Origin of the sequence: Stenotrophomonas sp. TWI169 (assembly GCF_039674705.1) — a bacterium.
Classification (GTDB): domain Bacteria; phylum Pseudomonadota; class Gammaproteobacteria; order Xanthomonadales; family Xanthomonadaceae; genus Stenotrophomonas; species Stenotrophomonas maltophilia_P.
The window spans coordinates 61,927-87,489 of sequence record NZ_JBDJOB010000002.1; the positions used below are offsets into that span (position 1 = coordinate 61,927).

A 25,563-nucleotide genomic window follows, 5' to 3' on the forward strand; every position below is an offset into this window, starting at 1 on the left:
GCGTCGAACCGTGGAAACCCTTACTGCGCGGGCGTATCGCGCAGCTCGCGACGGAGGATCTTGCCGACATTGGTCTTCGGCAGTTCCTTGCGGAACTCCACGATGCGCGGGTGCTTGTAACCGGTCAGATTTGCCCGGGCATGCTCCTTGACCATTTCGGCGGTCAGGTTCGGATCCTTCTTCACGATCACCACCTTGACCACTTCGCCGGACTTCTCGTCCGGCACGCCGACCGCGGCCACTTCCAGCACGCCCGGCATCATCGCGATGACGTCTTCGACCTCGTTCGGATACACATTGAAGCCGGACACCAGGATCATGTCCTTCTTGCGGTCGACGATGTAGAAGAAACCCCGTTCATCCATCTTCGCCATGTCGCCGGTATGCAGCCAGCCGTCACTGTCGATCGCCTGGGCGGTCTCTTCGGGGCGCTGCCAGTAGCCCTTCATCACCTGCGGGCCCTTGATGCACAGCTCGCCCACCTCACCCAGTGGCAGGATGTTGCCGTTGTCGTCCTTGATGCACGCATCGGTGGACGGGATCGGCAGGCCGATGGAGCCGTTGTACTCCGGCAGGGTAAGCGGGTTGATGCAGGCGGCGGGCGAGGTTTCGGTCAGGCCGTAGGCCTCGACCAACGTCACCCCGGTAACCTTCTTCCAGCGCTCGGCCACAGCGCGCTGCACCGCCATGCCGCCGCCCAGGGTGAACTTCACCGACGAGAAATCGATCTCATCGAAACCGGGCGTATTGAGCAGACCGTTGAACAGCGTGTTGACGCCGGTGATGGCGGTGAAGCGCGTGCCCTTGAGCTCCTTGACGAAGCCCTTCATGTCGCGCGGATTGGTGATCAGATGATTGCAGCCGCCGAACTTCATGAAGACCAGACCGTTCGCGGTCAACGCGAAGATGTGGTACAGCGGCAGCGCGGTGATGATCACTTCCTTGCCCGGCTCGATGCCGGAGGTCGACAGCCATGCCGAGGCCTGCTGCATGTTGGCGATCAGGTTGCGGTTGGTCAGCATCGCGCCCTTGGCCACGCCGGTGGTGCCGCCGGTGTACTGCAGGAACGCCACGTCGTCGTGGTCGATCTCGACCTCGGGCAGGGTGTGGCGGCTGCCGAGCTTGAGTGCCTGCTTGAAGCGGATGGCGCCCTTCACGTGATAGTTGGGCACCATCTTCTTAACGTACTTCAGCACGAAGTTGACGATCGCGCCCTTCGCGCCGAGCAGATCGCCCAGGCCGGTGGTGACCACCTGCCTGACCGGCGTGTCGGCGATGACCTGCTGGACGGTGTCGCCGAAGTTGTCGACCACCACCAGCACCGAGGCGCCGGCGTCGACCAGCTGATGCTTGAGTTCGCGTGCGGTATACAGCGGGTTGACGTTGACCACGGTCAGGCCCGCACGCAGCACGCCGAAGGTGGCGACCGGGTACTGCAGGCAGTTGGGCATCATCAGGGCGACGCGGTCGCCCTTCTTGAGCTTGAGCTCACCCAGCAGGTAGGCCGCGAACTGGTCAACCAGCGCATCGGTCTCGCCATAGGTGAGGACCTTGCCGAAACTGGAGTAGGCGGGGCGGTCGCGGTACTTGGCGACGGAGGCGTCGAAGACGGAGGCTACCGAATGGAACTCGTTGACGTCGATCTCGGCGGGAACGCCTTTCGGATAGCTCTGCAGCCAGGGACGATCCAGACTCATATTCCCCCTCCAGGAATCGTGATTGTTGGGTCCGACCCTGAGCGTACTGACAGCGGCCGGTCATTGCAGCATACCCCGCCGTAGGGGAAACGCGAAGAGGGCATCGCGCGACGGCCTGTGCGATCGCGTCAAATGCCGCCGGGCATGGCCCCGCGCCACCGAGCTGGCAGCGCTGGGCCATGCCCGGCGGGTGTTTCAGGGTGCGTGCGGTGCTCAGCCCTGCCTGCGCACCGGCGCACCATTGGCCTTGTAGTAGGGCGCGGTGCTGCGGGGCAGCGGCGCACGGCCGCGGATCACGTCGGCGAGCTTTTCGGCGATCATGATGGTCGGCGCGTTGAGATTGCCGGTCACCACCTGCGGCATGATCGAGGCGTCGACGATGCGCAGGGCCTCCAGACCATGCACGCGGCCCTGGCCGTCCACCACCGCCATCGGATCATCGGCGTGGCCCATCTTGTTGGAGCAGGACGGGTGGTATGCCGTTTCAGCATGCTCACGGACGAACGCGTCGATCTGCGCATCGGTCTGCAGTGCACTGCCCGGCGAAATCTCGCGGCCGCTGTATGGAGCCAGTGCCGGCTGCGCGAAGATCTCGCGGGTGATGCGGATCGCCGCGCGGAACTCGCGCCAGTCCTGGTCGTGCGACATGTAGTTGAACAGGATGCTCGGATGCTCGCGCGGATCCTTGGAGCGGACATGGATGCGGCCACGGCTGGGCGAGCGCATCGAGCCGACATGCATCTGGAAGCTGTGTGCCTTGATCGGATTGGACCCGTTGTAGTTGATGGCCACCGGCAGGAAGTGATACTGCAGGTTGGGCCAGTCGAACTCGGCATCGCTGCGGATGAAGCCGCCGGCCTCGAACTGGTTGCTGGCGCCGATACCGGTGCCCAGGAACAGCCATTCAGCGCCGATTGCCGGCTGGTTGTACAGCTTCAGCGCCGGCGCCAGCGAGACCGGCTTCTTGCATTCGTACTGGAGATACATCTCCAGGTGATCCTGCAGATTGGCGCCGACGCCCGGCAGGTGATGCACCAGGTCGATGTCGAGGCTGCGCAGCAGATCGGCCGGGCCCACGCCGGAGCGCTGCAGGATCTGTGGCGAGGCGATGGCGCCGCCGCACAACAGCACCTCGCGGCGGGCAGTGGCACGCTGCGGCTGGTCGTTGCGCAGCCACTGCACGCCCACCGCGCGCTTGCCGGAGAACAGGATGCGGTCGGTCAGCGCGTGGGTGACGATGGTCAGGTTCGGGCGCGGCCTGGCCAGATCCAGATAGCCGCGGGCGGTGCTGGAGCGGCGGCCCTTCGGCGTGACCGTGCGGTCCATCGGGCCGAAGCCTTCCTGCTGGTAGCCGTTGAGGTCATCGGTGCGCGGATAGCCTGCCTGCACGCCGGCTTCAACCATGGCTGCGAACAGTTCGTTGTTGCCGGCCTTGGGGGTGGTCACCCGCAGCGGGCCATCGCCCCCGTGGTAATCGTTGGGGCCGATGTCGCGGGTCTCGGCCTTGCGGAAGTAGGGCAGGCAGTCCAGATAGGTCCAGTCGTCCAGGCCGGGCATGCTCGCCCAGTTGTCGTAGTCCATCGCGTTGCCGCGGATGTAGCACATGCCGTTGATCAGCGACGAACCGCCCAGGCCCTTGCCACGGCCGCAGTCCATGCGGCGGTTGTTCATGAAGGGCTCTGGATCGGTCTTGTAGGCCCAGTTGTAGCGCTTGCCCTGCAGCGGAAACGCCAGCGCCGCCGGCATCTGGGTGCGGAAGTCGAGCCGGTAGTCCGGGCCACCCGCTTCCAGCAGCAGTACGCTCACATCGGCATCTTCGGTCAGGCGGGTGGCCAGCACGTTGCCGGCCGAACCGGCGCCGATGATGATGTAGTCGTACTCGTTATGGGTGCTCATGGTTGTTCTCCTTCAGGCCGGGACACGCTGCAAACAGGCGTCCCGGCGGAATGTCGGATCGGCGCGGTGGCCGGACGAGGGGCGCGGCTCAGAACACGCTGGCGTAGTCGCCCAGTTCGACCTGCACCGACTTGATGCGGGTGTAGTGGCCCAGGGTCGAGAGGCCGTTCTCGCGGCCGACACCGGACTCCTTGTAGCCACCCACCGGCATTTCGGCTGGCGATTCGCCCCAGGTGTTGATCCAGCAGATGCCGGCTTCCAGGCGATGGATGATGCGGTGGGCGCGGCTGATGTCCTTGCTGACCACGCCGGCGGCGAGGCCGAAGGTGGTGTCGTTGGCGCGGCGGACCACTTCATCTTCGCTGTCATAGGCAAGGATGCTCATGACCGGCCCGAAGATCTCTTCCTTGACGATGGTCATGTCGTCGCGGCAGTCGGAGAACACGGTCGGCAGCACATAGGCGCCCTGGGCCAGCGTGCCGTCGGTGGCACGGCCGCCGCCGATCAGCAGGCGCGCGCCTTCGGTCTTGCCGCTTTCGATGTAGCGCAGCACGTTCTCCATGTGCGGGAAGCTGGTCAGCGGGCCGAAGTTGGTGTCCGCGGCCATCGGATCGCCGATGCGGATGCGCTTGACGCGCTCGACCACGGCGGCCTCGAACGCGGCCAGCATGCCGCGCGGCACAAACACGCGGGTGCCATTGGTGCACACCTGGCCGGAGCTGAAGAAATTGGCCATCACCGCGATGTCGGCGGCGCGGTCGAGATCGGCGTCATCGCAGATCACCAGCGGCGATTTGCCGCCCAGTTCCATGGTCACTTCCTTCAGCGAGGAGGAGGCGGCTGCAGCCATCACCTTCTTGCCGGTGGCCACGCCGCCGGTGAAGGAGATCTTCTCGATCACCGGATGTTCGGTGAGCCAGTTGCCGATTTCGCGACCGGGGCCCTGCACGACATTGAACACGCCGGCCGGCACGCCGGCTTCGGTGTAGATCTCGGCAAGCCGGAGGGCGGTCAGCGGCGTGACCTCGGACGGCTTGAACACCATCGCATTGCCGGCGGCCAGTGCCGGCGCCGACTTCCACAGGGCGATCTGGATCGGGTAGTTCCAGGCACCGATGCCGGCGACCACGCCCAGCGGTTCACGGCGGGTGTAGAAGAAGCTGGATTCGCGCAGCGGCAGCTGGATGCCTTCGATGGCGGTCGCCAGGCCGGCGTAATACTCCAGCACATCGGCGCCGGTGACGATGTCCACCGTGGTGGTTTCCGCCAGCGCCTTGCCGGTATCGAGCGTTTCCAGGCGGGCCAGTTCGTCATTGCGCTCGCGCAGGATCTCCACGGCGCGGCGCAGGATGCGCGAACGTTCCATGGCGGTCATTGCCGCCCATGCCTTCTGGCCTTCGGTGGCGCTTTCGACGGCGCGTTCGACGTCGGCCTGGCTGGCGACCTGCACCTCGGCGATGACCTCACCGGTGGCGGGGTTGACCGTGGCGAAGGTCTTGCCGCTGGTGGCATCGACCCGGCGGCCATGGATGTAGAGCTGTTGGACGGGCAGGGTGGTCATGGGGCGTACTCCTCGAAAGGGGGCGGGAAGCTGAAAGCGCTTATAGCGCGTCGGCCTGCAACTGGAAGTCGATGTAGCCGTAGGCGATGCGTCGGGCCTTGTCAGCATCGAAGGCGCCGCCGACCAGGCTGCCGCGCAGCCAGAGGCCATCGATCATCGCGGCCAGGCCGCGGGCGGCGAGGCGTGCCTGTGGGCGTGGCAGCACGCGGTTGAACTGGTGGCACAGGTTGGAGAACAGGCGCTGGTCGTTGGCATGCTGCAGGCGCGCCAGTTCCGGCTGGTGCATGCTCGCGGCCCAGAAGGTGAGCCAGACACGCATCGCGGTGCCATTGATCTGGCTGTCATCGAAGTTGCCATCGACGATGGCGCGCAGCTGGTCGCGGGGATCGTCGCCGACCCCGGCCCGGCAGCGGGCGACCGCGTCCCGCAATTCGCGCAGGATCTGCCGCATCGCAGCGTTGAGCAGGCCGTCCTTGTCGCCGAAGTAATGGGCGACGATGCCGCTGGACAGCCCGGCCTTCCTGGCGATGGTGGCGACGGTGGCATCGGCCATGCCCATCTCGTCGATGGTCTGGAAAGTGGCCCGGATCAACTGTTCGCGACGGACCGGCTCCACGCCCTTCTTCGGCATTGTCTCTCCACGGATTGCGACCCGAGGCGTCGGGTTGGCCATCATTATGCTTTTTATTGATTGAACGTTCAATCAATAAACCCTAGGATGCGCTCGCGCCCCACGCCATGGGCCCGGTTTCCCGGTCCGGCCCCGCCCATGTGCTCCTTCGGACTGATGAGACGATCCCATGTCTTCCCAGGCTCACCCCAAGCGCTCGCCCCTGCGCTTGAACCGCTTTGTCTTCCTCAGCTCCTCGGTGTCGATCGGCATTCTCGGGCTGCTCACCGTCCTCTATCCCGATGCCAGCGAGCACTGGCTGCAATGGGCGCAGGCCGAAGTCTCGGCTGCGTTCGGCGCGTGGTACATGCTGCTGGTCGTGCTGTGCCTGGGATTCGTGCTGTGGCTGGCGTTCTCGCCCTATGGCCGTATCCGCCTGGGCCACAACGAGGAATCGCCCGCCTTCGGCTACGTCGCGTGGGTGTCGATGCTGTTCTCGGCGGGTATCGGTATCGCACTGCTGTACTACGGCGCCTATGAGCCGCTGGACCATTTCCTCAACCCGCCGGGCCAGCCGGGCGGCACGGTGGCGGCCGGGCGCGAGGCGATGGTGCTGACCTTCCTGCACTGGGGCCTGCATGGCTGGGCGCTGTACGCGCTGGTCGGGGTGGCGCTGGGCTATTTCGCCTATCGCCGCAACCTGCCGCTGGCATTGCGCTCGGCGCTGTATCCGATCTTCGGTGAGCGCATCCATGGCCGCATCGGCGACATGGTCGATGGCTTCGGCATTCTCGCCACGCTGATCTCCATGGTCACCAATCTCGGCATCGGTGCGCTGGTGCTGCAGTCCGGCCTGGTCTATCTGTTCCACATTCCGGATACACCGCAGGTACTGGTCGCGATCGTGCTGGTGATGATGGTGGTGGCCACCATCGGCGTGGTGGCGGGGGTCGAGAAGGGCATCGCTTGGCTGTCCAACCTCAACGTGCGCCTGTTGTGCGCGCTGTTGCTGTTCGTGCTGGTTACCGGCCCGACCCTGCATCTGTTCGATGGCCTGGTGCAGAACACGGGCGACTATCTCGGCGCATTCGTGCGCAAGAGCTTCGACATGTATCTCAACGATCCGCAGGGCCGCGCCTGGATGGGTTCCTGGACGCTGTTCTACTGGGCGTGGTGGATCGCCTGGGCGCCGTTCGTGGGCCTGTTCGTGGCACGCATCTCGCGCGGCCGCACCATCCGCGAGGTCGTGATGGGCGTGCTATTGATACCGCTCGGCTTCACGCTGGCGTGGCTGTCGATCTTCGGCAACACCGCCATCGACCTGGTGCTCAACCATGGCCAGGCGGTGCTGGGGCAGGTGGCGCAGCACGATGCAGCGATGACCCTGTTCAAGCTGCTGGAGTACCTGCCCGGCGCACCCTATGTAGCCGGTGCCGCAGTGGTGATCGGTTTCGTACTGTTCCTGACCCCGGTCGATTCGGGCACGCTGATGATCGCCAACCTGTGCACCCGCCGTGTCGACGACGGGGTGGAGGATGGTCACGATGCGCCGATCTGGCTGCGCGTGTTCTGGGCGGTGGGCATCACCGTGGCCAGCATCGGCCTGCTGCTGGCGGGCAACTTCAGCGCGATGCAGACGGCCGTGGTCCTGTGCGGTCTACCGTTCTCGTTCACCTTGGCGTTCTACATGCTGGGCCTGCTGCGCGCATTGCGCACCGATCCGGACGCGCCGCGGCGCTGAGCGCAGTGCCGGCCCTTGGCATTACAGGCGCAGGGCGGCTTCCAGCAGAGCTGTCGCCCATGGGGGCGTGCGCTGCAGCTGCCGCAGGTCATCGGCGGCCGGCCATTGCAGGTGGCCGTCCTCCATCTGCAGCAGCAGCTGTGGATCGGGCACGGCCTCGCCCGGCGCGGCGTCGGCGCTGTTGTCGTAGACCTGCAGCTGCGCCAGCACCGGCATCAGCCCGATCAGGTTCTGCTGCGCCAGCGGCCAGCGGCGGCGGATGTCGACTTCGGAAATGGGGTGGCCACCGGCCTGCACCCGTGCGCGTACCCGGGCGATGTGCTGCTCCGGGCTGGACAGTCCACAGAACCACATCAGCACGTCATGGGTGCGGCTGGCCTCACGCAGCAGAGCGGTGATCGAGTTGCCCCCCAGCGTGGTCTCGAAGGCATGGTTACGGGCGTGATCCAGGGCGTCGCGGATACGGTTGACACCCTCCTGCCAGGCTTCGGCATTGGCCTCCATGGGGTCCAGGCCGGCCCGCTCGCGCAGCCCGCGGGCGAACGTATCGGGGTTGAACCATTCCAGGCCGGCTTCGCGCAGCACGTGGCCACCCACCGAACTCTTGCCGGCGCCATTGACGCCGGCAAGCACATACAGGAACGGGCGTGGCATCAGTGGCCCGTGCCCGCCTTGACCTGGCCCTTCAGGCGGGCAGGGCGACGCAGCAGCGCGCGTGCAGCATCACCGGCCTGGGCGTGCTGCAGCACCGCCAGGCGCTGGTCGAAGCCGGCACGCAGATCCGCCAGGGCCGGGTCCTGCCCACGCAGTTCCTCCAGCGAGCTTTCCAGCGCTTCGACCTTGGCCTGCAGCGCACGGTACTGCTCGATGGAAACGATCACGGCCTGCGGTTCGTTGTGATTGGTGACCACCACCATGTGCTGGTCGCGCACTTCCTGCATGACCTTGCGCCAGTGTTCCTTCACCGACGAGGCGGTGGTGTGGGTCAGCTCGTTGATCGGGTCGAAGCGGACGGGGGCGTGCAGCATGGCGGTGCTCCAGGGGACCTGTGCGATCACCTTACGCCTGTTTCATGCAAATTGCATGAATGGTGAAAAATATCAAAAATATGATTCATGGGCGATTCGGCCCCGGCGGTAACGCCGGGGCCGGGTTTCCGCCCGCCGGATGCCGCGCGCCGGGTCAGCGGGCAGCCAGCTGACGCAGCACGTACTGCAGCAGGCCGCCGTGGTGGGCGAGGAGGCGCGGTTGCGAACCACCGGTTCGCGCGCCTCCGCAGCGCCCCGGCGGTGACGCCGGGGCCGGGCTTCCGCCCGCCGGATGCCGCGCGCCGGGTCAGCGGGCAGCCAGCTGACGCAGCACGTACTGCAACAGGCCGCCGTGGCGGAAGTATTCCACTTCCTTCGGTGTCAGCAGCATCACCGACACCTCGAAGCGCTTCTGCGTGCCATCGGCCCGGGTCGCGGTGACCGCGGCGCGCTTGCTGGCACCGTCTTCCAGGCCGGTGATATCGATGACTTCCGAGCCATCCAGCCCCAGCGACTGCGCGTTCTCACCATTGCGGAACTGCAGCGGCAGCACGCCCATGCCGACCAGGTTGGAGCGGTGGATGCGTTCGAAGCTCTCGGCGATGACCGCCTTCACGCCCAGCAGCAGGGTGCCCTTGGCGGCCCAGTCGCGCGACGAACCGGTGCCGTACTCCTTCCCGGCCAGCACGACCAGCGGCACCTTGTCGGCCTTGTACTTCATCGCCGCGTCGTAGATCGCCAGCTTCTCCGGCTGACCACCGCCGGCCGGGTAGTACAGGGTGTTGCCACCCTCCTCGCCGCCGAACATCAGGTTCTTGATGCGGATGTTGGCGAAGGTGCCGCGGACCATCACGTCATCATTGCCGCGGCGGCTGCCGTAGCTGTTGAAGTCGGCGGGCTGCACGCCCCGGGCCTGCAGGTAACGCCCCGCGGGCGAATCCTTCTTGATGTTGCCGGCCGGCGAGATATGGTCGGTGGTGATCGAGTCGCCGAACAGACCCATCACACGCGCGCCATGCACGTCGTCGATGCTGCCGGTCTGCATGGTCATGCCATCGAAGTACGGCGGGTTCTTGATGTAGGTGGAGTCATCGCTCCACTCGTACAGATTGCCGTCCGGCGAGGCGATGGTGTTCCAGCGCGTATCGCCCTTGAACACGTCGGCGTAGTTCTGCTTGAACATCTCCGGGCCGATGGTGGCGGCGATGACATCGCCGATTTCCTTGTTGCTCGGCCAGATGTCGCGCAGGTAGACCGGCTGGCCGTCGCTGCCGGTGCCCAGCGGCTGGGTGGTCAGATCGATGTCGGTGGTGCCGGCGATGGCGTAGGCGACCACCAGTGGCGGGCTGGCCAGGTAGTTCATTTTCACTTCGGGATGCACGCGGCCTTCGAAATTACGGTTGCCCGACAGCACGGAGGTCACCACCAGGTCACCGGCGGCGATGCCCGCACTGACCTCGGTCGGCAGCGGGCCGGAGTTGCCGATGCAGGTGGTGCAGCCGTAGCCGACCACGTAGAAGCCGATCTTCTCCAGCTCCTTCAGCACCCCGGCCTTTTCCAGATAGTCGGTGACCACGCGCGAGCCTGGGCCCAGCGAAGTCTTCACCCAGGGCTTGCGATCCAGGCCCTTGGCCGCCGCGTTGCGCGCCAGCAGGCCGGCACCGATCATCACCGCCGGGTTGGACGTGTTGGTACAGGAGGTGATCGCGGCGATGACCACCGCGCCATCCTTCAGGCGGACCTTCCGGCCTTCGATCTCGATGTCGGCGAAGCCCTTGGCCAGCTGTTCGTTGCCGACCGCGGTGCCGCCGCCCTCGTTGAGGAAGGAGGCCACATCGTCGCTGCGCTTGTCGCGGTTGCTGGTCAGGCCGACCAGGGCTTCGCGGTAGTTCTTCTGCACGTCTTCCAGCAGCACGCGGTCCTGCGGGCGCTTCGGTCCGGCCAGTGACGGCTTCACCGTGCCCATGTCCAGCTCCAGCGTGGTGCTGTACTGGGCATGGGGGCTGTCCGGTTCGTGCCACAGGCCCTGCGCCTTGGCGTAGGCCTCGACCAGTTCGATCTGTTCTTCGCTGCGACCGGACAGGCGCAGGTAGTTCAGTGATTCGGCGTCGATCGGGAAGATGCCGCAGGTGGCGCCGTATTCCGGTGCCATGTTGCCGATCGTGGCGCGGTCGGCCAGTGGCAGGTGCTGCAGGCCATCGCCATAGAATTCGACGAACTTGCCGACCACGCCCAGCTTGCGCAGCATCTGGGTGACGGTCAGCACCAGGTCGGTGGCGGTGGCGCCCTCAGGCAGCCGGCCGGTGAGCTTGAAGCCGACCACCTGCGGGATCAGCATCGACGACGGCTGGCCCAGCATGGCCGCTTCGGCTTCGATGCCGCCCACGCCCCAGCCAAGCACGCCGATGCCGTTGATCATCGTGGTGTGGCTGTCAGTACCGAACACGGTGTCCGGGTAGGCCACGGCCCTGCCATCCTTGTCCGCGGTCATCACCACGCGGGCCAGGTTCTCTAGGTTCACCTGGTGGACGATGCCGGTGTTGGGCGGCACCACCTTGAAGTTGTCGAACGCCTTCTGGCCCCAGCGCAGGAACCCGTAGCGTTCCTGGTTGCGCTGGAATTCGATCTTGCCATTGAGATCGAGCGCGTCCGGCTTGCCGAACACATCGACCTGTACCGAATGGTCGATCACCAGTTCCGAAGGGATCTGCGGGTTGATCTGTTCCGGCTTGCCACCCAGCTTGACCACCGCATCGCGCATGGCGGCCAGATCGACGACACACGGTACGCCGGTGAAGTCCTGCAGGACCACGCGCGCGGGCATGAAGGCGATTTCGGTGTCCGGCTCGGCCGCCGGGCTCCAGCGGGCAACGGCCTCGATGTGCTCCTTGCCGACGGTGACGCCGCCGTCTTCGTGCCGGAGCAGATTCTCCAGCAGGATCTTCATCGAGTAGGGAAGGTGGGAGATGTCGAAGCGCTGGCCCAGTGTGGGCAGGCTGAAGTAGTCGTAGGTCTTGCCGCCGACGTCCAGCTGGCTGCGGGTGGAGAACGAATCGCTCATGCGGGATGACTCCTTCTTGCGGATGGCTTGCAGTGGCCCGTGCATGGACGGACCTGCTTGCGTATGCCGGGGCTCTCCGCCACCGGATCCCCGCCAGTATGGCGGAGCCGGCGCGGCCGGGAACGTCCTCGGCGCAGGACGCAAGGTTACATGGCTGTATGTAGTGCCGATGTCACGGCTTGCCCCGCCACTGGCTCATCAGCATCTGCAGGAAGCGTTCGGCCGTGGGCGAGAGCAGGGCACCACGGCGGCGCACGATGCCGATGGTGCGCGAGACCACCGGATTGCCGATCGGCCGGGTCACCAGGATGGGATGGTCGCCGTCCGGGGTAGCCATCTTCGGCAGCACCGACACGCCGATCCCGGCCTCGACCATGCCCAGGGAGGTGGACAGGTGGGTCACTTCGTAATGCCAGCTCAGCTTCAGGTTCTCACGGGCGAGGGCGCCATCGAGCAGGGTCCGGTTGCCACTGGTGCGATGCACGGTGATCAGCTGGTGCTGGGCAAGATCGGCCCATTCCACGCGGCGCTTGCGGGCCAGCGGATGATCGCGGCGGCAGGCCAGCACGAACGGGTCCTCGGCCAGTACATCGAAATCCAGGTTGGGATCGTTGGCACCCATGAAATTGATGCCGAACTCCACTTCGCCGCGTTCCACTGCCTGCAACCCCTCGGTGGCGGGAATGTCGAGGATGCGGAAGCGGACGTGCGGATGCGCGTCGTGGAAGCGTGCCATGACACTGGGCAGGAAGTAGAACGCCGCGGTGGGCAGGCAGGCGATGGTGACCGTGGCGCCGCGCGTGTCGTCGTGCCCGCGCAGCGAGAACAGCGAACCATCGAATTCCTCCAGCATGCGCCGTACCAGCGGCAGCAGGTTCTCGCCGACCGCGGTGGTGCTGACGCTGCGGGTGGTGCGTTCGAGCAGCGGTGAGCCGACGGCCTGCTCCAGCTTCTGGATCCGGCGGCTGAGCGCGGGCTGCGAGACGTGCAGGGTTTCAGCGGCGCGATGGAAGCTGCGCGTCTCGGCGACGAGCAGGAACGCGCGCAGATCGAGGATTTCGCAATTGATGCTCATACGGTATCAATCATCCAAAAATCAGCAATTCACAGATCAATCCGGCTCATGCCAGTATCGAATCACAGAGGGGTCATTCATCCCCTATACGCATCAATCTAGCACACGTATGTCGAACGATCTGCTCAGTATCCCCTGCGTCCTCATGCGTGGCGGCACGTCCAAGGGGCCGTTCTTCCTGGCCTCGGACCTGCCGGCCGACGCCGGCCTGCGTGACCAGCTGCTGCTGGAGGTGATGGGCTCGGGCCATCCGCTGCAGATCGATGGCATCGGCGGTGGCAATGCGCTGACCAGCAAGGTGGCGATCGTCAGCCCCGCCAGCCGCGCCGATGCCGATGTCGACTATCTGTTCGCGCAGGTCCGGGTCGAGCAGCGGGTGGTGGATACCACCCCCAACTGCGGCAACATGCTGGCGGCGGTCGGTCCCTTCGCGATCGAACGCGGACTGGTTCCTGCGCGCCACCCGCGCACCGAAGTGCGCATCCACAACGTCAACACCGGCAAGCTGATCGTGGCCACGGTGGAAACCCCGAACGGCCAGGTGGCCTATCGGGGCGACACGCGTATCGCGGGCGCGCCTGGCGCTGCCGCGCCGGTCCGCCTGGCCTTCCTCGATGCGGCCGGTGCACGTACCGGCCGGCTGCTGCCCAGTGGGCGGCCGCAGGATATGATCGACGGCATCGCCGTCAGCCTGGTGGATTGCGCGATGCCGATGATGATGGTGCGCGCGGCCGATATGGGTGTCCGCGGTGACGCCTCGCCGGCGGAACTGAACGCGGATCATGCGCTGCTGGCGCGGTTGGAAGCGATGCGCATCGAGGCGGGTACGCGCATGGGCATCGCAGACGCGGGCAGCAAGGTGATTCCCAAGCCAGTGCTGCTTTCCGCACCGCAGCAGGGCGGCGACCTGCAGGTGCGCTACTTCATGCCCCACCAATGCCACACCGCGCTTGCCATCACCGGCGCGGTCGGTCTGGCCACCGCCGCAGTCACGCCCGGCACCCTGGCCAACACTTTCGTCGGATGCCTGCCGATGCCGGGCAGCATTACCCTCGAACATCCGAGCGGCCTGCTGGAAGTGGGCCTGAGCCGCAGCTCGGACGATGCGCCGGTCGTTGCCAGCGTGGTCCGTACCGCGCGCCGCCTGTTCGAAGGGCGCGTGTTCGCGACTTCGCCTGGCACTGCCGAAACCCATTCCACCGAAGCCCGCCAATGGACCTCAGCGGCATGACCTGAAACCGGTCGGGGCCGCGCAGATGCGCGTGGCCAGGCCACTACAACGCAGATGCTTCACTCCTGGGAGGGATGATGTACAAGCAGTTCTTCATGGCCGCGCTGTGCGCGGCGAGCCTGGCCGTGTCCGGTTGCGGCAAAGACGATGCCAGCGGGGCCTCGGCGCCCGGCGGCGACAATGCGCCGGTGCGGATCAGCGTCGGTTCCTACAACCTCAACAACCTGCCGTTCTTCATCGCCGACGCCAAGGGCTACTTCAAGGACGTCGGCCTGCAGGTGAAGACCGAGAACTTCGCGCAGGGCGGCTCCAAGGTGCTGCAGGCCCTGGTCGCCAATTCGACCGACGTGGCGGTCGGCTTCTACGACCACACCATCCAGATGCAGGCCAAGCACAAGGACGTGGTCGGCTTCGTGCTGCTGTCACGCAATTCGGGCCTGGTGATGGCTGGCCGCGAGGATGCCAGCTTCGATCCGGCGCGCCCGCAGACCATCAAGGGCCAGAAGATCGGCATTACCGCCCCGGGTTCGTCATCGGACTTCTTCGTGCGCCACTTCCTGGCCCAGCACGACATCCCGGTGGACAGCATCTCGCTGATCGGCGTGGGTTCTGGTGCGGCGGCGGTGGCGGCGCTCGAGCAGGGCAAGATCGACCTGCTGGTCAACTACGATCCGGCCGCGACCCTGATCACCGAGCGCAAGGTCGGCAGGATCATCATCGATGCGCGCAGCGACGAGGGGGCACGCCAGGTGTACGGCGGTCTCTATCCCACCTCGGTGATGTACGCCAACCGCAGCTTCCTGGAAGCACGTCCCGAAGCAGCCGAGAAGATCGCCCGCGCCGAGCAGATGGCATTGAAGTTCATCGCCGACAACAGTGCCGAGGACATCGTCGCTGCGCTGCCGGACAGCTACGTCTCCGGCGACCGCGCCACCTACGCGCGCGCCGTGGAGAACGCCCGCGCCATCTTCACCACCGATGGCCACTTCACGCCCGCGGACCTGGAAACGCCGTTGAAGGTGCTGCGCGAGTTCAACAAGGACGTGGCCAACGCGGACATTGACCTGTCCCGGACCTACACCAATGCCTTCGTCGAGCGCGCCAGCGCCGCGACGCAGGCAACCCAACCGTAAGCGGAGATAACCCATGGCCCTCAATGCCACCGTGCGCCAGTTCAATGGCGCACCGCAGCTGGAGCCCGCACAGACCATGGTCGCCATCAACAAGGTGACCATGTCCTTCGGTGACTTCACCGCCGTGCGCGATGTCGATATCCAGGTCGGTAATGGCGAGTTCCTCGCCATCGTCGGTCCCACCGGGTGCGGCAAGAGCACCATCCTCAATTCCGTGGCGGGCCTGCTCAAGCCCAGCGCCGGTGACGTGAGCATCGACGGACGCGCCGTCAATGGCGTGCAGGCGTCCGTCGGCTACCTGTTCCAGCAGGACGCGCTGCTGCCGTGGAAGACCGCCTTCCAGAATGTGGAACTGGGCCTGAAGTTCCGCGGCGTCGATGAAGCCGAGCGCCGGCAGAAGGTCACCACCTGGTTGGCCAAGGTCGGCCTGACCGGCTTCGAGCACCGCTATCCGCACCAGCTCTCCGGCGGCCAGCGCAAGCGCGTGCAGATGGCACAGGCATTGATCGTGGAGCCCAAGGTGATCCTGATGGACGAGCCGTTCTCGGCATTGGACATCCACACCCGCCATCTGATGCAGAACGAACTGCTGCGGCTGTGGCAGGAAGACCGTCGCTCGGTGATCCTGATCACCCACGACCTGGAAGAGGCCATCGCGCTGGGCGACCGCGTGGTGGTGCTGTCCTCGGGTCCGTCAAGCCGCGTGGTGCGCAGCTTCGATGTGGACCTGGAACGCCCCCGCAACGTTGCCGAGATCAAGCTCGACGAACGTTTTACCGACCTGTACCGCGACATCTGGGCCTGCCTGCGCGGCGAAGTGGAGAAGAGCTATGCACGCCAGGACTGACCGTTTCATCCAGATCGCACTGGTCATCGCCGTGTTCGGTGGCTGGGAAGGCGGCATCGCGCTGGGCTGGATCGACCCGTTCTTCTTCCCCGCGCCCACGGCCATCGCCCAGCAGGCGTGGAACTGGTTGTCGGATACCTCGTTCTACCAGCACGTGTACATCACCCTGACCGAAACCGCGCTGGGCTACCTCATCGGTACCGGGCTGGGCGTTGCAGGCGGTGTGTGGCTGGGCCTGAGCCGGCGCTCGGCGCGCATCCTCGATCCCTTCATCAAGGGCTTCAATGCCATCCCGCGCGTGGTGCTGGCGCCGATCTTCGTGCTGTGGCTGGGTCTGGGTCTGTGGTCGAAGGTGGCACTGGCGGTGACGCTGGTGTTCTTCACCACGTTCTTCAATGCCATGCAGGGCGTGCGCGAAGTGAACCCGGTGGTGCTGGCCAATGCCCGCATTCTCGGCGCCAGCCGCAGTGACCTGCTGCGTCACGTGTACTTCCCGGCGGCGGCGAGCTGGATCCTGTCCTCGCTGCGCACCTCGGTGGGCTTTGCCGTGGTCGGCGCGATCATCGGCGAATACCTGGGTGCCTCGGCCGGTCTGGGTTACCTGATCGCGCAGGCAGAAGGCAACTTCAATGCCGTGGGCGTGTTCGCCGGCATCATCATTCTGGCCGCCTTCGTGCTGGTCATCGATGCACTGCTCGACGTGGTCGAGAACAAGCTCATCACCTGGCGTCCAAACGCCCAGGCCCAGGCCACCAGCTGAGCCTGCCTGGCGCGCCGCTGGAATGATCCGGCGGCGCGCCCTTCCGTAATTCCCCCGCATCATCGCAACGGGCCAGCGCCAGGCCAGGGGGCCGGCTGGCTGGAGAGAACACCATGCATAGCCATCCCGTGCTGCCGCGTGCAGCGCTGACGGTCGCCCTTGGCCTGCTGCTGGCCAGCGGCCATGCCGGAGCACAGGCCGCCACAGCCCCACCGGCCCCGCTGAGCCAGGCCGAACTTGCCGCGCTGGTGCAGCAGCAGGCGCAGCAGATCCAGCAACTGCAGTCGCGACTGGATGCGCTGGAAGGCGTCGGTACGACCGCCGGCAACGCGGCGGCTGCCCCTCCTGCGTCTGCCCTGGAAACCCGTGTTGCGGCGCTGGAAACCCAGCAGTCCAAGGCGCCGAAGGTGTCGTGGTCGAAGGGCGCGCCGGAATTCAGCAGCGCTGACGGCAACGTGATCTTCCGCCCGCGCGGTCGTCTGTTCGTGGACGGCTCCAGCACCGACGGCTCGTCCAGCAGCGACCGCAACATCTCCGGTACCGAGATCCGTTCGGTGCGCCTGGGCGCGGAGGGCCGCTACGGCACGCTCGGCTGGGTGGTGGAGGGCGACTTCGCTGACAACGAGGTGGCGTGGAAGTCGGTGTATGCCACTGTGGACCACAGGCTGTTCGGCCTGCCTGCCGACCTCACCGTGGGCAACCGCCTCAACGACCGCGGCATCGATGGCTCCAGCAGCACCTCCAACACGCCGTTCCCGGACCGCAACGTGGTGGGCACGCTGATGCTGCCGCAGCGGGGCCTGTTCGGCGTCGGCCTCACCGAGCGCGTGTACGGAAAGGGCTGGCACGCCAGCCTGTCAGTGGCCGGCAACGACCTCAACAATGCCGGTGACAACAACGACAGCCAGACCTGGGCCACCCGCGTCCACTGGAACCCGATCGACAGCAAGGCCGCGACCGTGCATCTGGGGGCGTGGGCGTTCCACGAAGAGATCGCCGCAGGCTCCTCGGGCGTGCTGCGCAGCTCCGCCATTGCCGGCCACTTCAACGATCTGGTCAAGATCACACCGGGCACGCTGGTCGGCACCGATCGCAGCACCGCCTACGGTGTGGAGGCGGCGGGCTTCTTTGGCCAGGGCTGGGCCACGGGCGAGTGGGGTACGCGCAACCTGCGCGGTGCCGATGCCAGCGGCCGTTACGACCTCGATCACCAGGCCTGGGCGATTTCCGCCGGCTGGTTCCTTGGCGGGGCCAGCCCGGCGTACTCGGGCAAGACCGGCACCTGGGGCCGGGTCAAGGTGGCCGATCCGGTCACCCGTGGCGGGCGGGGCGCATGGGAGCTGCGTGCGCGCTACGAAGACGTGGACTACTCGGAACTGCCGACCGGCGGCACCGGACATGCGTGGACGGTGGGTGCCAACTGGTATCTCAACGACTACAGCCGGGTGATGCTCGACGTGATCCGCTGGCAGACCGACAACCCCACCGGTACGGTGCGCGGCAAGGACGAGGGCACGACGGTCAATACCCGGCTGCAGGTTGCGTTCTGAGTGAAGGCATCAAGCTGAACGGACAATGCCGGCCACGTGCCGGCATTGCCGTAAGGGGGGGGCGGCTGGCGGTATGACGCCTTGAGTATGTATAATTCGTACATACCGAAGAGGGCCTACCCATGGAAGCCACTGTCGCCGAACGCGGTCAGATCACCCTGCCCAAGGCTGTGCGTGACGCCCTGGGCCTGACCAAGGGCACCCAGCTCAAGGTCGAACTGGACGGCAGCCGCATCATTCTGCGCAAGAGTGTCGACGACGCGATTTCACGGGCGCGCGGCAAGTTCGCGCTGGACGGCTTTGATTCCGCCGACGCCGCCGTACGCGCGGTGCGCGACGAGGACTAAGCCGTGATGATCGCCGTCGATTCCCCTGTGCTGGTCGAACTGCTGAGCAATGGCCCGCAGGCCGACGCCGTCGAGGCCTGCCTGCGGCAGAGCCTGGTCGGCGGCAAGGTGGTGGTGTGCGGGGCGACCCTGGCCGAAGTCTGCGCCAGCCTGCGTGGCGGGGCCGAGGTGCTGGAAGCGCTGGAAGAGATGGGCGTCCACTTCAACGCGCTGGAAGCCAAATCGGCATTGCGCGCCGGCGAGATGCATCGCCGCCACCGCCAGCGTGGTACCCAGCGCCGCAGCCTGGACGACTTCATGGTGGGGGCCCATGCACTGCTGCAGTGCGACGGGCTCATCACCTGGAACGACACGTTTTACCGCGACTACTTCAAGGGCCTGAAGCTGATCGTGCCGCACGCCTGAGCCCGTTGCATTCCTTTCACTGTTCCATAACCGCATTACCCGGGAGTTGTCATGTTGGAAGCCTATCGCCACCACGTAGCCGAGCGCGCCGCGCTTGGCATCCCGCCGCTGCCGCTGACCGCCCAGCAGACGGCAGACGTCATTGAACTGTTGAAGAACCCGCCGGCGGGCGAGGCCGAGTTCCTGCTCGACCTGCTGACCCACCGTGTGCCGGCCGGCGTGGACGACGCCGCCAAGGTCAAGGCCTCGTACCTGGCCGCGATCGCGCTGGGCAGCGAGCAGAATCCGCTGATCAGCCGCGAGCGCGCCACCGAGCTGCTGGGCACCATGCTGGGCGGTTACAACGTGGCCCCGCTGGTGCAGCTGCTGGACGACGCCAGCGTCGGCACCATCGCCGCCGACGGCCTGAAGAACACCCTGCTGGTGTTCGATGCGTTCCACGACGTGCAGGACAAGGCCAAGGCCGGCAATGCCAATGCCCAGGCCGTGCTGCAGAGCTGGGCCGACGCCGAGTGGTTCACCAGCAAGCCGGAAGTGCCGCAGAGCCTGACCATCACCGTGTTCAAGGTGCCGGGCGAAACCAACACCGACGACCTGTCGCCGGCGCCGGACGCCACCACCCGTCCTGACATTCCGATGCACGCCCTGGCGATGCTGAAGAACAAGCGCGATGACGCGCCGTTCACTCCGGAAGAAGACGGCAAGCGCGGTCCGATCCAGCAGATCCTGTCGCTGAAGGAAAAGGGTCACCTGGTAGCCTACGTCGGCGACGTGGTCGGCACCGGCTCTTCGCGCAAGTCGGCGACCAACAGCGTGCTGTGGTGGACCGGCGACGACATCCCCTACATCCCCAACAAGCGCGCCGGTGGCGTGTGCCTGGGCGGCAAGATTGCCCCGATCTTCTACAACACCATGGAAGATGCCGGCGCGCTGCCGATCGAGCTGGATGTCTCGAAGATGGAGCACGGCGACGTTGTCGAGCTGCGTCCGTATGACGGCAAGGCACTGAAGAACGGCGAAGTGATCGCCGAGTTCGAAGTGAAGTCCGAAGTGCTGTTCGACGAAGTGCGTGCCGGCGGCCGCATTCCGCTGATCGTTGGCCGTGGCCTGACCGGCAAGGCGCGCGAAGCGCTGGGCTTGGCCCCGACCACCCTGTTCCGCCTGCCGGTGCAGCCGGCCGACACCGGCAAGGGTTTCTCGCTGGCGCAGAAGATGGTCGGCCGCGCCTGCGGTCTGCCGGAAGGCCAGGGCATGCGCCCGGGTACCTACTGCGAACCGAAGATGACCTCGGTGGGCTCGCAGGACACCACCGGTCCGATGACCCGTGACGAGCTGAAGGATCTGGCCTGCCTGGGCTTCTCGGCCGACCTGGTCATGCAGTCGTTCTGCCACACCGCCGCGTATCCGAAGCCGGTGGACGTGAAGACCCACCACACGCTGCCGGAGTTCATCTCCACCCGCGGTGGCATCTCGCTGCGTCCGGGCGACGGCGTGATCCACAGCTGGCTCAACCGCATGCTGCTGCCCGACACCGTCGGCACCGGCGGCGACTCGCACACCCGTTTCCCGGTGGGCATTTCGTTCCCGGCCGGCTCGGGCCTGGTGGCCTTCGCCGCCGCCACCGGCGTGATGCCGCTGGACATGCCGGAATCAGTGCTGGTGCGCTTCAAGGGCCAGATGCAGCCGGGCGTGACCCTGCGTGACCTGGTCAACGCGATTCCGCTGTACGCGATCAAGTCGGGCCTGCTGACGGTTGCCAAGGCTGGCAAGAAGAACATCTTCTCCGGCCGCATCCTGGAAATCGAAGGCCTGCCGGAGCTGAAGGTCGAGCAGGCGTTCGAGCTCTCCGACGCCTCGGCCGAGCGTTCGGCCGCCGGTTGCTCGGTGCGCCTGAACAAGGAACCGATCATCGAGTACCTGACCAGCAACATCACCCTGCTGAAGTGGATGATTGCCGAGGGTTACCAGGATCCGCGTTCGCTGCAGCGTCGCATCGAGAAGATGGAGGCCTGGCTGGCCAACCCGCAGCTGCTGGAGCCGGACGCCGACGCCGAGTACGCTGCCGTCATCGAGATCGACCTGGCCGACATCCACGAGCCGATCGTGGCCTGCCCGAACGATCCGGACGACGTGAAGACCCTGTCCGAAGTGGCCGGCGCCAAGATCGACGAAGTGTTCATCGGTTCGTGCATGACCAACATCGGCCACTTCCGTGCGGCCGCGAAGCTGCTGGAAGGCAAGCGCGACCTGCCGACCCGTCTGTGGGTGGCCCCGCCGACCAAGATGGACGCCTCCGAGCTGACCAAGGAAGGCGTTTACGGCACCTTCGGTGCGACCGGCGCGCGCATGGAAATGCCGGGCTGCTCGCTGTGCATGGGCAACCAGGCGCAGATCCGTGAGGGCTCCACCGCGATGTCGACCTCGACCCGCAACTTCCCGAACCGTCTGGGCCGCAACACCAACGTGTACCTGGGTTCGGCCGAGCTGGCCGCGATCTGCTCGCGTCTGGGCCGCATCCCGACCAAGGAAGAGTACATGGCCGACGTCGGCGTGATCGCCGCCAGCGGCAGCGAGATCTACCGCTACATGAACTTCGACCAGATCGAGGAGTACCAGGACGTGGCCAATACGGTCGCCGCCTGATGCGTTGAAACGAAAACCCCCGGCGAAAGCCGGGGGTTTTTTCATTTCACCATGACTCCAGTGCCGCATTTGGTTGGTACGCGCCTAGACCCGATACAGCAGGTTTATCAATAAGTCAGGCGCATTCAACATATGCCGGTGCTTTCCGAAACCTGACCCGACTTCTCCGCCACAGGCTCCTATGAGGCTCCCGGGAATCGGGTTGTTCCGAGGAGTCATCATGGCAAAACTCACGCTCACCAAGTCCGCAGTCGATGCGGCACACCCCCAAGCGAAGGCTGTCGAACTGCGGGATACGCTGGTACCCGGCTTCTTGTGCAAGATTACCCAGCGGCCGCAAGGTGTTCATGCTCCATTACCGCACCAACGCGGGCGAGCGCCGCAAGCCCGCCTTGGGCCAGTATGGGGAATTGACGGTCGAACAGGCCCGCTCGCCGGCGCAGGAATGGCTGGCCCAGGTGCGCCGGGGCGGCGACCCGGCCGCAGACAAGGCCACAGCGCGTAAGGCTCCCACGGTCAAGGAGTTGTGCGGCAAGTTCATGGAGGACTACTCCAAGCAGTGCAACAAGCTCAGCACGCAGGAAGGCTACCAGAGCGTCATCGACCGCAACATCATCCCGATGCTGGCCCGCATGAAGGTTCAGGACGTGAAGCGCCCGGACGTGCCGGCGATGATGAAGAAGATGGCCCACAAGCCCGCCGACGCGAACCGGACATGCAGCGTCATGCGCCGCATGTTCAATCTGGCCGGGGTGTGGGGCTATCGTCCCGACGGCACCAACCCTTGCCGCCACGTTCCGATGTTCCCCAACGGCAAGACTACCCACCTCATCAGCGACGAGGACATGGGAAAGCTGTTCCGCCATCTCAACAAGATCGAAGCCGAGGAGCTGGAGAACTACGTCATTCCACTGGCGATTCGCCTGCAATTCGAGTTCGCTGGACGCCTTTCCGAAATCGTCACGCTCCAATGGGATCGGGTGGATCTGGAGAACCGGCGCGTGGTGTGGCCTGACAGTAAGACCGGCGGCATGTCCAAGCCCATGAGCGAGGAAGCCTGCCGGTTTTGCCAGCAGGCCGTCCCCCACGTCGTCCAACTGCGCGAATCCTGCATCGTAAAGGTCTGCTCGCAGCCCTTCGATCTGCTGCGATAGCGGAATCTCGGCCAGATTAATCCCGACTTCGGGATCATCGTCCCGGCACTTCGCCAGAAAGGCGCTCAGGCGCGGCGGCGTGATGCCGTCGGACAGGGCAATGCGCAGTTGGCCGTCATAACCGGTAGCGACCGCCTTGGTCCCTTCACGGGCTTGCTGCGAGGCGGTGAAGATGCGCGGCACATGCTCCTTGAAAACCTGTCCGGCACGCGACAAGCGCGTGCTGCGGGAGTTACGGATGAATCATCGCACGCCCAACTCTTCTTCCAGATCCTTGATGGCCCTAGAAAGCGGCGATTGCTCGATGTGCAGTCTCTCGGCTGCACGGGCGAAATGGAGCTCTTCGGCCACAGCCAGGAAGCAGCGAAGATGACGTAGCTCCATTCAATAACTCCTGCCTCAGAGCGTCATTGCGTTGCCGCTGTTTGTGCGGCGGGGCCTTGGTCGGGATGAGAGAGCAAGGCCCTGTTAGTCCCTCCCGCGCCCAGTGCCTTGTACAAGGCAATGCCGCCTTGCAACTGCGCCAGTTGGCTGAGGGCGAGCGCATCGCTTGCCTGGTTCAGGCTGCGCTGCGCCACCAGCACCGGCAAGTAGGCGCTCAATCCCCGCGCGTAGAGTTGGGTGGTCTGCTCCAAAGCTTGTTGGCTGTCGACCACTGCTTTCTGTAATGCGGCTTGCCGCTGGCGTTCGCTGGTCCATGTCGTCAAGGCATCTTCGACATCGCGCAGCGCCGATCGCACGTCCCGTTCGTAGACACGCCGTACGGCGTCGGCGTTGGCCTGCGCCGCTGTAACGCCGGCTTTGGTGCGGCCTGCGTCGTAAAGCGGCTGGCTTCCCTGCATCGCCGCCGACCACGCCAGGCTGGCGCCGGAGAACAGATCATGGATGACGCTGGCTGTCGTGCCTATTCCCAGAGGAATGCGGAATGTGGGAAAGCGTGCGGCCTCGGCTACGCCGATCCGCGCGGTGGCGGCGGCCAGGCGTCGTTCGTCCGCACGCAGGTCGGGGCGTTGGCGAATAACTTCCGAAGGCAGTGACAGCGGCAAGTCGGCCGGCATGGGCAATGCCGGTGCGGACGTGGCGAGGTCGGCATGCCAATCCCCGGGAAAGCCGCCCGCAAGCACGCCGATGGCATGGCTGAAACGGGAGATGTCCGCTTCCAGTAGAAGCGGTTGCGCCTCGGCCGTTTCGCGCTCAGCGCGGGCCTGAGTGACGTCGGCCAGCGTGCCCAAGCCGCCGCGGTGTGCCTGTTCGGCCAGGCGTTCGGCTTCGGCCAGCGTACGGATATTGTCTTGCGCAATGGCCAGACGCAGTTGCGCGGCGCGCAGCCCGGCGTAGTCGGATACCAATTCGGCCACGAGACTCACTTGCAGCGCGCGATGGTCTTCGGCGAGCGCCTGGATGCCGGCGTCAGCGGCTTCGACCGCGCGGCGCGTGCCTCCGAACAAGTCCAGTTCCCAACTGGCATCGAATCCCAGGTGCCAGGTTCGTGCCCGCCCGCCGGGCTGCGCGCTGAGTGCCTTGCTACTGCGCACCGCCTCGCCGGCGGCGCCGACCGAGACTTCGGGCATGGCGGCTGATGCGATCTGCACGCGTTCGGCGCGTGCCTGGCGCAGGCGTGCCAAGGCAATATCTAGGTCCTGGTTATGTGTCAGGGTCTGATCGACCAGGCGGTCGAGCAACGGGTCCTGGAAGGCGCGCCACCAGGTGCGCAGGCCATCGTGGTCGCCATCGGACATGGCGGCGTTGGCCTCGATCCAGTGCGCGGGCACATCCAGTGTCGGCGTGCGGTAGTCCGGGCCCACGGTGGTGCAGCCGGCCAGGACGGCCAGCAGTGAGGCCAGCATTGCCTGCCGAAGGCGCGGTGGTGTGCAGGGGACGGGTGCATGCATGGCTTTGTCCTCACATCCAGCGGTGTAGCAGCGAAATCAGGCGGCTCTGCGGCACCGGCGTGCCTGCCGAAGGCGTGACCTCGATGCTGCCGGTCATGCCGGCGGCCAGCACGACCTCGTCCGGAACATGATCGAACTCGAGGCGCACGGGAATGCGCTGCGCCAGCCGGACCCAACTGAAGCTGGGCTCCACGCTCGGCAGGCCCTGTGCGTCGGCCTGCTGGTTGCTATCGGTGATGCCGCGCCCGATGCTGGCCACCCGTCCTGGTAACACTTGGTCGAAGCCCATCAGGCGGATTTGCGCTGCTGCGCCGGGCTTGATGTCGCGCAGTTTGGTCTCCTCGAAATAGCCGGTAATCCAAAAGCTATGGGCGTCGATCAGGGCCAGGTTCGGCTGGCCCGCCACGGCGTAGTCGCCCTTGTTCAAGCGTAGGCGCGTGACGTAGCCATCTGTTGGCGCACGCAGTTCGGTGCGCGCCAGATCCAGCTTCGCCCTGTCCACGGTGACCCGCGCGCCGCGCAGTTCGGCCTGGGCGATGGCCACGGCCTGATTGGCTCGCTGGATGTCCTCAGCGGGCACCAAGCTTTCCATACCCCGGCGGCGGCGCGCCTCCTCACTCTTCTGGCGCAAGGACACCTCGGCCGCCGCCAGCTGCGCCTCGGCCTGGGCCAGTGCCAGCGCGAAGCTGGCATTGTCGATGCGATAGAGCACCTCGCCGCGTTTGACGTATTGGTCGTCCGCGACCGAGACCTCGGCGACGGTGCCTGACACCTCGGGGGCGATGCGCACGATCTGCGCGCTGACACGGCCATCGCGGGTCCAGGGGGCGACGACGTAGGCGCGCCACAGCGCACTGACCAGAAAGCCGGCGGCAACCACCACCACGAGGGTGAGTCCTGCCCGCAGCAAGTGCTGGGCGGAAATTGAGCGT

At 65.8% G+C, this 25,563-nt stretch carries 19 protein-coding genes and 2 pseudogenes; 10 read left to right on the top strand and 11 right to left on the bottom strand.

Features of this window, described 5'->3' with window-relative positions; genetic code table 11:
• Window positions 1–20: 20 nt before the first annotated feature.
• The 4 genes from ABE543_RS02005 to betI all read right to left on the bottom strand — a co-directional run bounded on the left by ABE543_RS02005 (window position 21) and on the right by betI (window position 5,785).
• On the bottom strand, window positions 21–1,697 hold the full coding sequence (locus tag ABE543_RS02005) for a long-chain fatty acid--CoA ligase (protein WP_065175618.1): 1,677 nt from the start codon (window positions 1,695–1,697) through the stop codon (window positions 21–23).
• A 213-nt stretch (window positions 1,698–1,910) separates the two neighbouring features.
• On the bottom strand, window positions 1,911–3,593 hold the full coding sequence (gene betA / locus ABE543_RS02010) for a choline dehydrogenase (protein ID WP_053520386.1): 1,683 nt from the start codon (window positions 3,591–3,593) through the stop codon (window positions 1,911–1,913).
• 88 nt (window positions 3,594–3,681) lie between these two features.
• Window positions 3,682–5,154, bottom strand: a complete 1,473-nt coding sequence (gene betB, locus ABE543_RS02015) for a betaine-aldehyde dehydrogenase (RefSeq protein WP_262218555.1) — start codon at window positions 5,152–5,154, stop codon at window positions 3,682–3,684.
• A 40-nt stretch (window positions 5,155–5,194) separates the two neighbouring features.
• Window positions 5,195–5,785 carry a transcriptional regulator BetI gene (betI, locus tag ABE543_RS02020; RefSeq protein WP_053520388.1) on the bottom strand — a complete coding sequence of 197 codons (591 nt, stop codon included), beginning with the start codon at window positions 5,783–5,785 and terminating at the stop codon, window positions 5,195–5,197.
• Between the two features lie 169 nt (window positions 5,786–5,954).
• Between betI and ABE543_RS02025 the strand changes: the two genes are divergently transcribed.
• A complete protein-coding gene (locus ABE543_RS02025; protein ID WP_053520389.1) occupies window positions 5,955–7,505 on the top strand; it encodes a BCCT family transporter in 1,551 nt (516 codons plus the stop codon).
• A gap of 21 nt (window positions 7,506–7,526) precedes the next feature.
• Here ABE543_RS02025 and ABE543_RS02030 read toward each other — a convergent pair whose 3' ends face one another.
• The 4 genes from ABE543_RS02030 to ABE543_RS02045 all read right to left on the bottom strand — a co-directional run bounded on the left by ABE543_RS02030 (window position 7,527) and on the right by ABE543_RS02045 (window position 12,669).
• Window positions 7,527–8,159: an AAA family ATPase gene (locus ABE543_RS02030; RefSeq protein ID WP_263178122.1), complete on the bottom strand. Its 633-nt coding sequence runs from the start codon at window positions 8,157–8,159 to the stop codon at window positions 7,527–7,529.
• Window positions 8,159–8,533: a type II toxin-antitoxin system Phd/YefM family antitoxin gene (locus tag ABE543_RS02035; RefSeq protein ID WP_053520391.1), complete on the bottom strand. Its 375-nt coding sequence runs from the start codon at window positions 8,531–8,533 to the stop codon at window positions 8,159–8,161. The genes ABE543_RS02030 and ABE543_RS02035 overlap by 1 nt, the downstream gene beginning before the upstream one ends.
• A 307-nt stretch (window positions 8,534–8,840) precedes the next feature.
• Window positions 8,841–11,594, bottom strand: a complete 2,754-nt coding sequence (gene acnA / locus ABE543_RS02040) for an aconitate hydratase AcnA (RefSeq protein WP_193396855.1) — start codon at window positions 11,592–11,594, stop codon at window positions 8,841–8,843.
• A gap of 172 nt (window positions 11,595–11,766) precedes the next feature.
• Window positions 11,767–12,669: a LysR family transcriptional regulator gene (locus ABE543_RS02045; RefSeq protein WP_053519987.1), complete on the bottom strand. Its 903-nt coding sequence runs from the start codon at window positions 12,667–12,669 to the stop codon at window positions 11,767–11,769.
• A 109-nt stretch (window positions 12,670–12,778) separates the two neighbouring features.
• On the opposite strand from ABE543_RS02045, the gene ABE543_RS02050 reads away from it, so the two are divergent.
• The 9 genes and pseudogenes from ABE543_RS02050 to ABE543_RS02090 form a co-directional block, all read left to right on the top strand.
• Window positions 12,779–13,900 (top strand): 4-oxalomesaconate tautomerase, encoded by a 1,122-nt coding sequence (locus ABE543_RS02050; protein ID WP_346475224.1) that lies wholly within the window; start codon window positions 12,779–12,781, stop codon window positions 13,898–13,900.
• 77 nt (window positions 13,901–13,977) lie between these two features.
• The gene (locus ABE543_RS02055) at window positions 13,978–15,033 is read left to right on the top strand and encodes an ABC transporter substrate-binding protein (protein ID WP_053519997.1); all 1,056 of its coding nucleotides are present in this window, start codon (window positions 13,978–13,980) and stop codon (window positions 15,031–15,033) included.
• A 13-nt stretch (window positions 15,034–15,046) separates the two neighbouring features.
• Entirely contained in the window at window positions 15,047–15,880 is an 834-nt protein-coding gene (locus tag ABE543_RS02060) for an ABC transporter ATP-binding protein (RefSeq protein WP_164152601.1), read from the top strand.
• Window positions 15,864–16,640 carry an ABC transporter permease gene (locus ABE543_RS02065; protein ID WP_053519990.1) on the top strand — a complete coding sequence of 259 codons (777 nt, stop codon included), beginning with the start codon at window positions 15,864–15,866 and terminating at the stop codon, window positions 16,638–16,640. The genes ABE543_RS02060 and ABE543_RS02065 overlap by 17 nt, the downstream gene beginning before the upstream one ends.
• A gap of 113 nt (window positions 16,641–16,753) precedes the next feature.
• Window positions 16,754–18,190, top strand: a complete 1,437-nt coding sequence (locus ABE543_RS02070; protein ID WP_346475225.1) for a porin — start codon at window positions 16,754–16,756, stop codon at window positions 18,188–18,190.
• A 122-nt stretch (window positions 18,191–18,312) separates the two neighbouring features.
• Entirely contained in the window at window positions 18,313–18,537 is a 225-nt protein-coding gene (locus ABE543_RS02075; protein ID WP_053519992.1) for an AbrB/MazE/SpoVT family DNA-binding domain-containing protein, read from the top strand.
• 6 nt (window positions 18,538–18,543) lie between these two features.
• Window positions 18,544–18,942, top strand: a complete 399-nt coding sequence (locus ABE543_RS02080; RefSeq protein ID WP_053519993.1) for a type II toxin-antitoxin system VapC family toxin — start codon at window positions 18,544–18,546, stop codon at window positions 18,940–18,942.
• 51 nt (window positions 18,943–18,993) lie between these two features.
• Entirely contained in the window at window positions 18,994–21,585 is a 2,592-nt protein-coding gene (gene acnB / locus ABE543_RS02085; protein WP_053519994.1) for a bifunctional aconitate hydratase 2/2-methylisocitrate dehydratase, read from the top strand.
• Between the two features lie 220 nt (window positions 21,586–21,805).
• Window positions 21,806–22,643, top strand: a pseudogene (locus ABE543_RS02090) (integrase arm-type DNA-binding domain-containing protein); the annotation flags it as partial.
• 3 nt (window positions 22,644–22,646) lie between these two features.
• Here the strand turns inward: ABE543_RS02090 and ABE543_RS02095 are convergent.
• From ABE543_RS02095 to ABE543_RS02105, 3 genes and pseudogenes are all read right to left on the bottom strand, one after another.
• Window positions 22,647–23,123 (bottom strand): annotated as a pseudogene (locus tag ABE543_RS02095) (LysR family transcriptional regulator); the annotation flags it as partial.
• A 23-nt stretch (window positions 23,124–23,146) separates the two neighbouring features.
• Complete coding sequence (locus ABE543_RS02100; protein ID WP_346475226.1) at window positions 23,147–24,631, bottom strand: efflux transporter outer membrane subunit; 1,485 nt, start codon at window positions 24,629–24,631, stop codon at window positions 23,147–23,149.
• Between the two features lie 10 nt (window positions 24,632–24,641).
• The gene (locus ABE543_RS02105; protein WP_346475227.1) at window positions 24,642–25,517 is read right to left on the bottom strand and encodes an HlyD family secretion protein; all 876 of its coding nucleotides are present in this window, start codon (window positions 25,515–25,517) and stop codon (window positions 24,642–24,644) included.
• Window positions 25,518–25,563 lie beyond the last annotated feature (46 nt).

Bases quoted from the DNA above. Each gene is read 5' to 3' on its own strand.
- ABE543_RS02025 (WP_053520389.1), top strand. From the start codon at position 5,955: ATGTCTTCCCAGGCTCACCCCAAGCGCTCGCCCCTGCGCTTGAACCGC.
- ABE543_RS02100 (WP_346475226.1), bottom strand. From the start codon at position 24,631: ATGCATGCACCCGTCCCCTGCACACCACCGCGCCTTCGGCAGGCAATG.
- ABE543_RS02065 (WP_053519990.1), top strand. From the start codon at position 15,864: ATGCACGCCAGGACTGACCGTTTCATCCAGATCGCACTGGTCATCGCC.
- ABE543_RS02035 (WP_053520391.1), bottom strand. From the start codon at position 8,533: ATGCTGCACGCCCCCGTCCGCTTCGACCCGATCAACGAGCTGACCCAC.
- acnA (WP_193396855.1), bottom strand. From the start codon at position 11,594: ATGAGCGATTCGTTCTCCACCCGCAGCCAGCTGGACGTCGGCGGCAAG.
- acnB (WP_053519994.1), top strand. From the start codon at position 18,994: ATGTTGGAAGCCTATCGCCACCACGTAGCCGAGCGCGCCGCGCTTGGC.
- ABE543_RS02030 (WP_263178122.1), bottom strand. From the start codon at position 8,159: ATGCCACGCCCGTTCCTGTATGTGCTTGCCGGCGTCAATGGCGCCGGC.
- betB (WP_262218555.1), bottom strand. From the start codon at position 5,154: ATGACCACCCTGCCCGTCCAACAGCTCTACATCCATGGCCGCCGGGTC.
- ABE543_RS02045 (WP_053519987.1), bottom strand. From the start codon at position 12,669: ATGAGCATCAATTGCGAAATCCTCGATCTGCGCGCGTTCCTGCTCGTC.
- ABE543_RS02080 (WP_053519993.1), top strand. From the start codon at position 18,544: ATGATCGCCGTCGATTCCCCTGTGCTGGTCGAACTGCTGAGCAATGGC.
- ABE543_RS02055 (WP_053519997.1), top strand. From the start codon at position 13,978: ATGTACAAGCAGTTCTTCATGGCCGCGCTGTGCGCGGCGAGCCTGGCC.
- ABE543_RS02075 (WP_053519992.1), top strand. From the start codon at position 18,313: ATGGAAGCCACTGTCGCCGAACGCGGTCAGATCACCCTGCCCAAGGCT.
- betA (WP_053520386.1), bottom strand. From the start codon at position 3,593: ATGAGCACCCATAACGAGTACGACTACATCATCATCGGCGCCGGTTCG.
- ABE543_RS02060 (WP_164152601.1), top strand. From the start codon at position 15,047: ATGGCCCTCAATGCCACCGTGCGCCAGTTCAATGGCGCACCGCAGCTG.
- betI (WP_053520388.1), bottom strand. From the start codon at position 5,785: ATGCCGAAGAAGGGCGTGGAGCCGGTCCGTCGCGAACAGTTGATCCGG.
- ABE543_RS02070 (WP_346475225.1), top strand. From the start codon at position 16,754: ATGCATAGCCATCCCGTGCTGCCGCGTGCAGCGCTGACGGTCGCCCTT.
- ABE543_RS02050 (WP_346475224.1), top strand. From the start codon at position 12,779: ATGTCGAACGATCTGCTCAGTATCCCCTGCGTCCTCATGCGTGGCGGC.
- ABE543_RS02005 (WP_065175618.1), bottom strand. From the start codon at position 1,697: ATGAGTCTGGATCGTCCCTGGCTGCAGAGCTATCCGAAAGGCGTTCCC.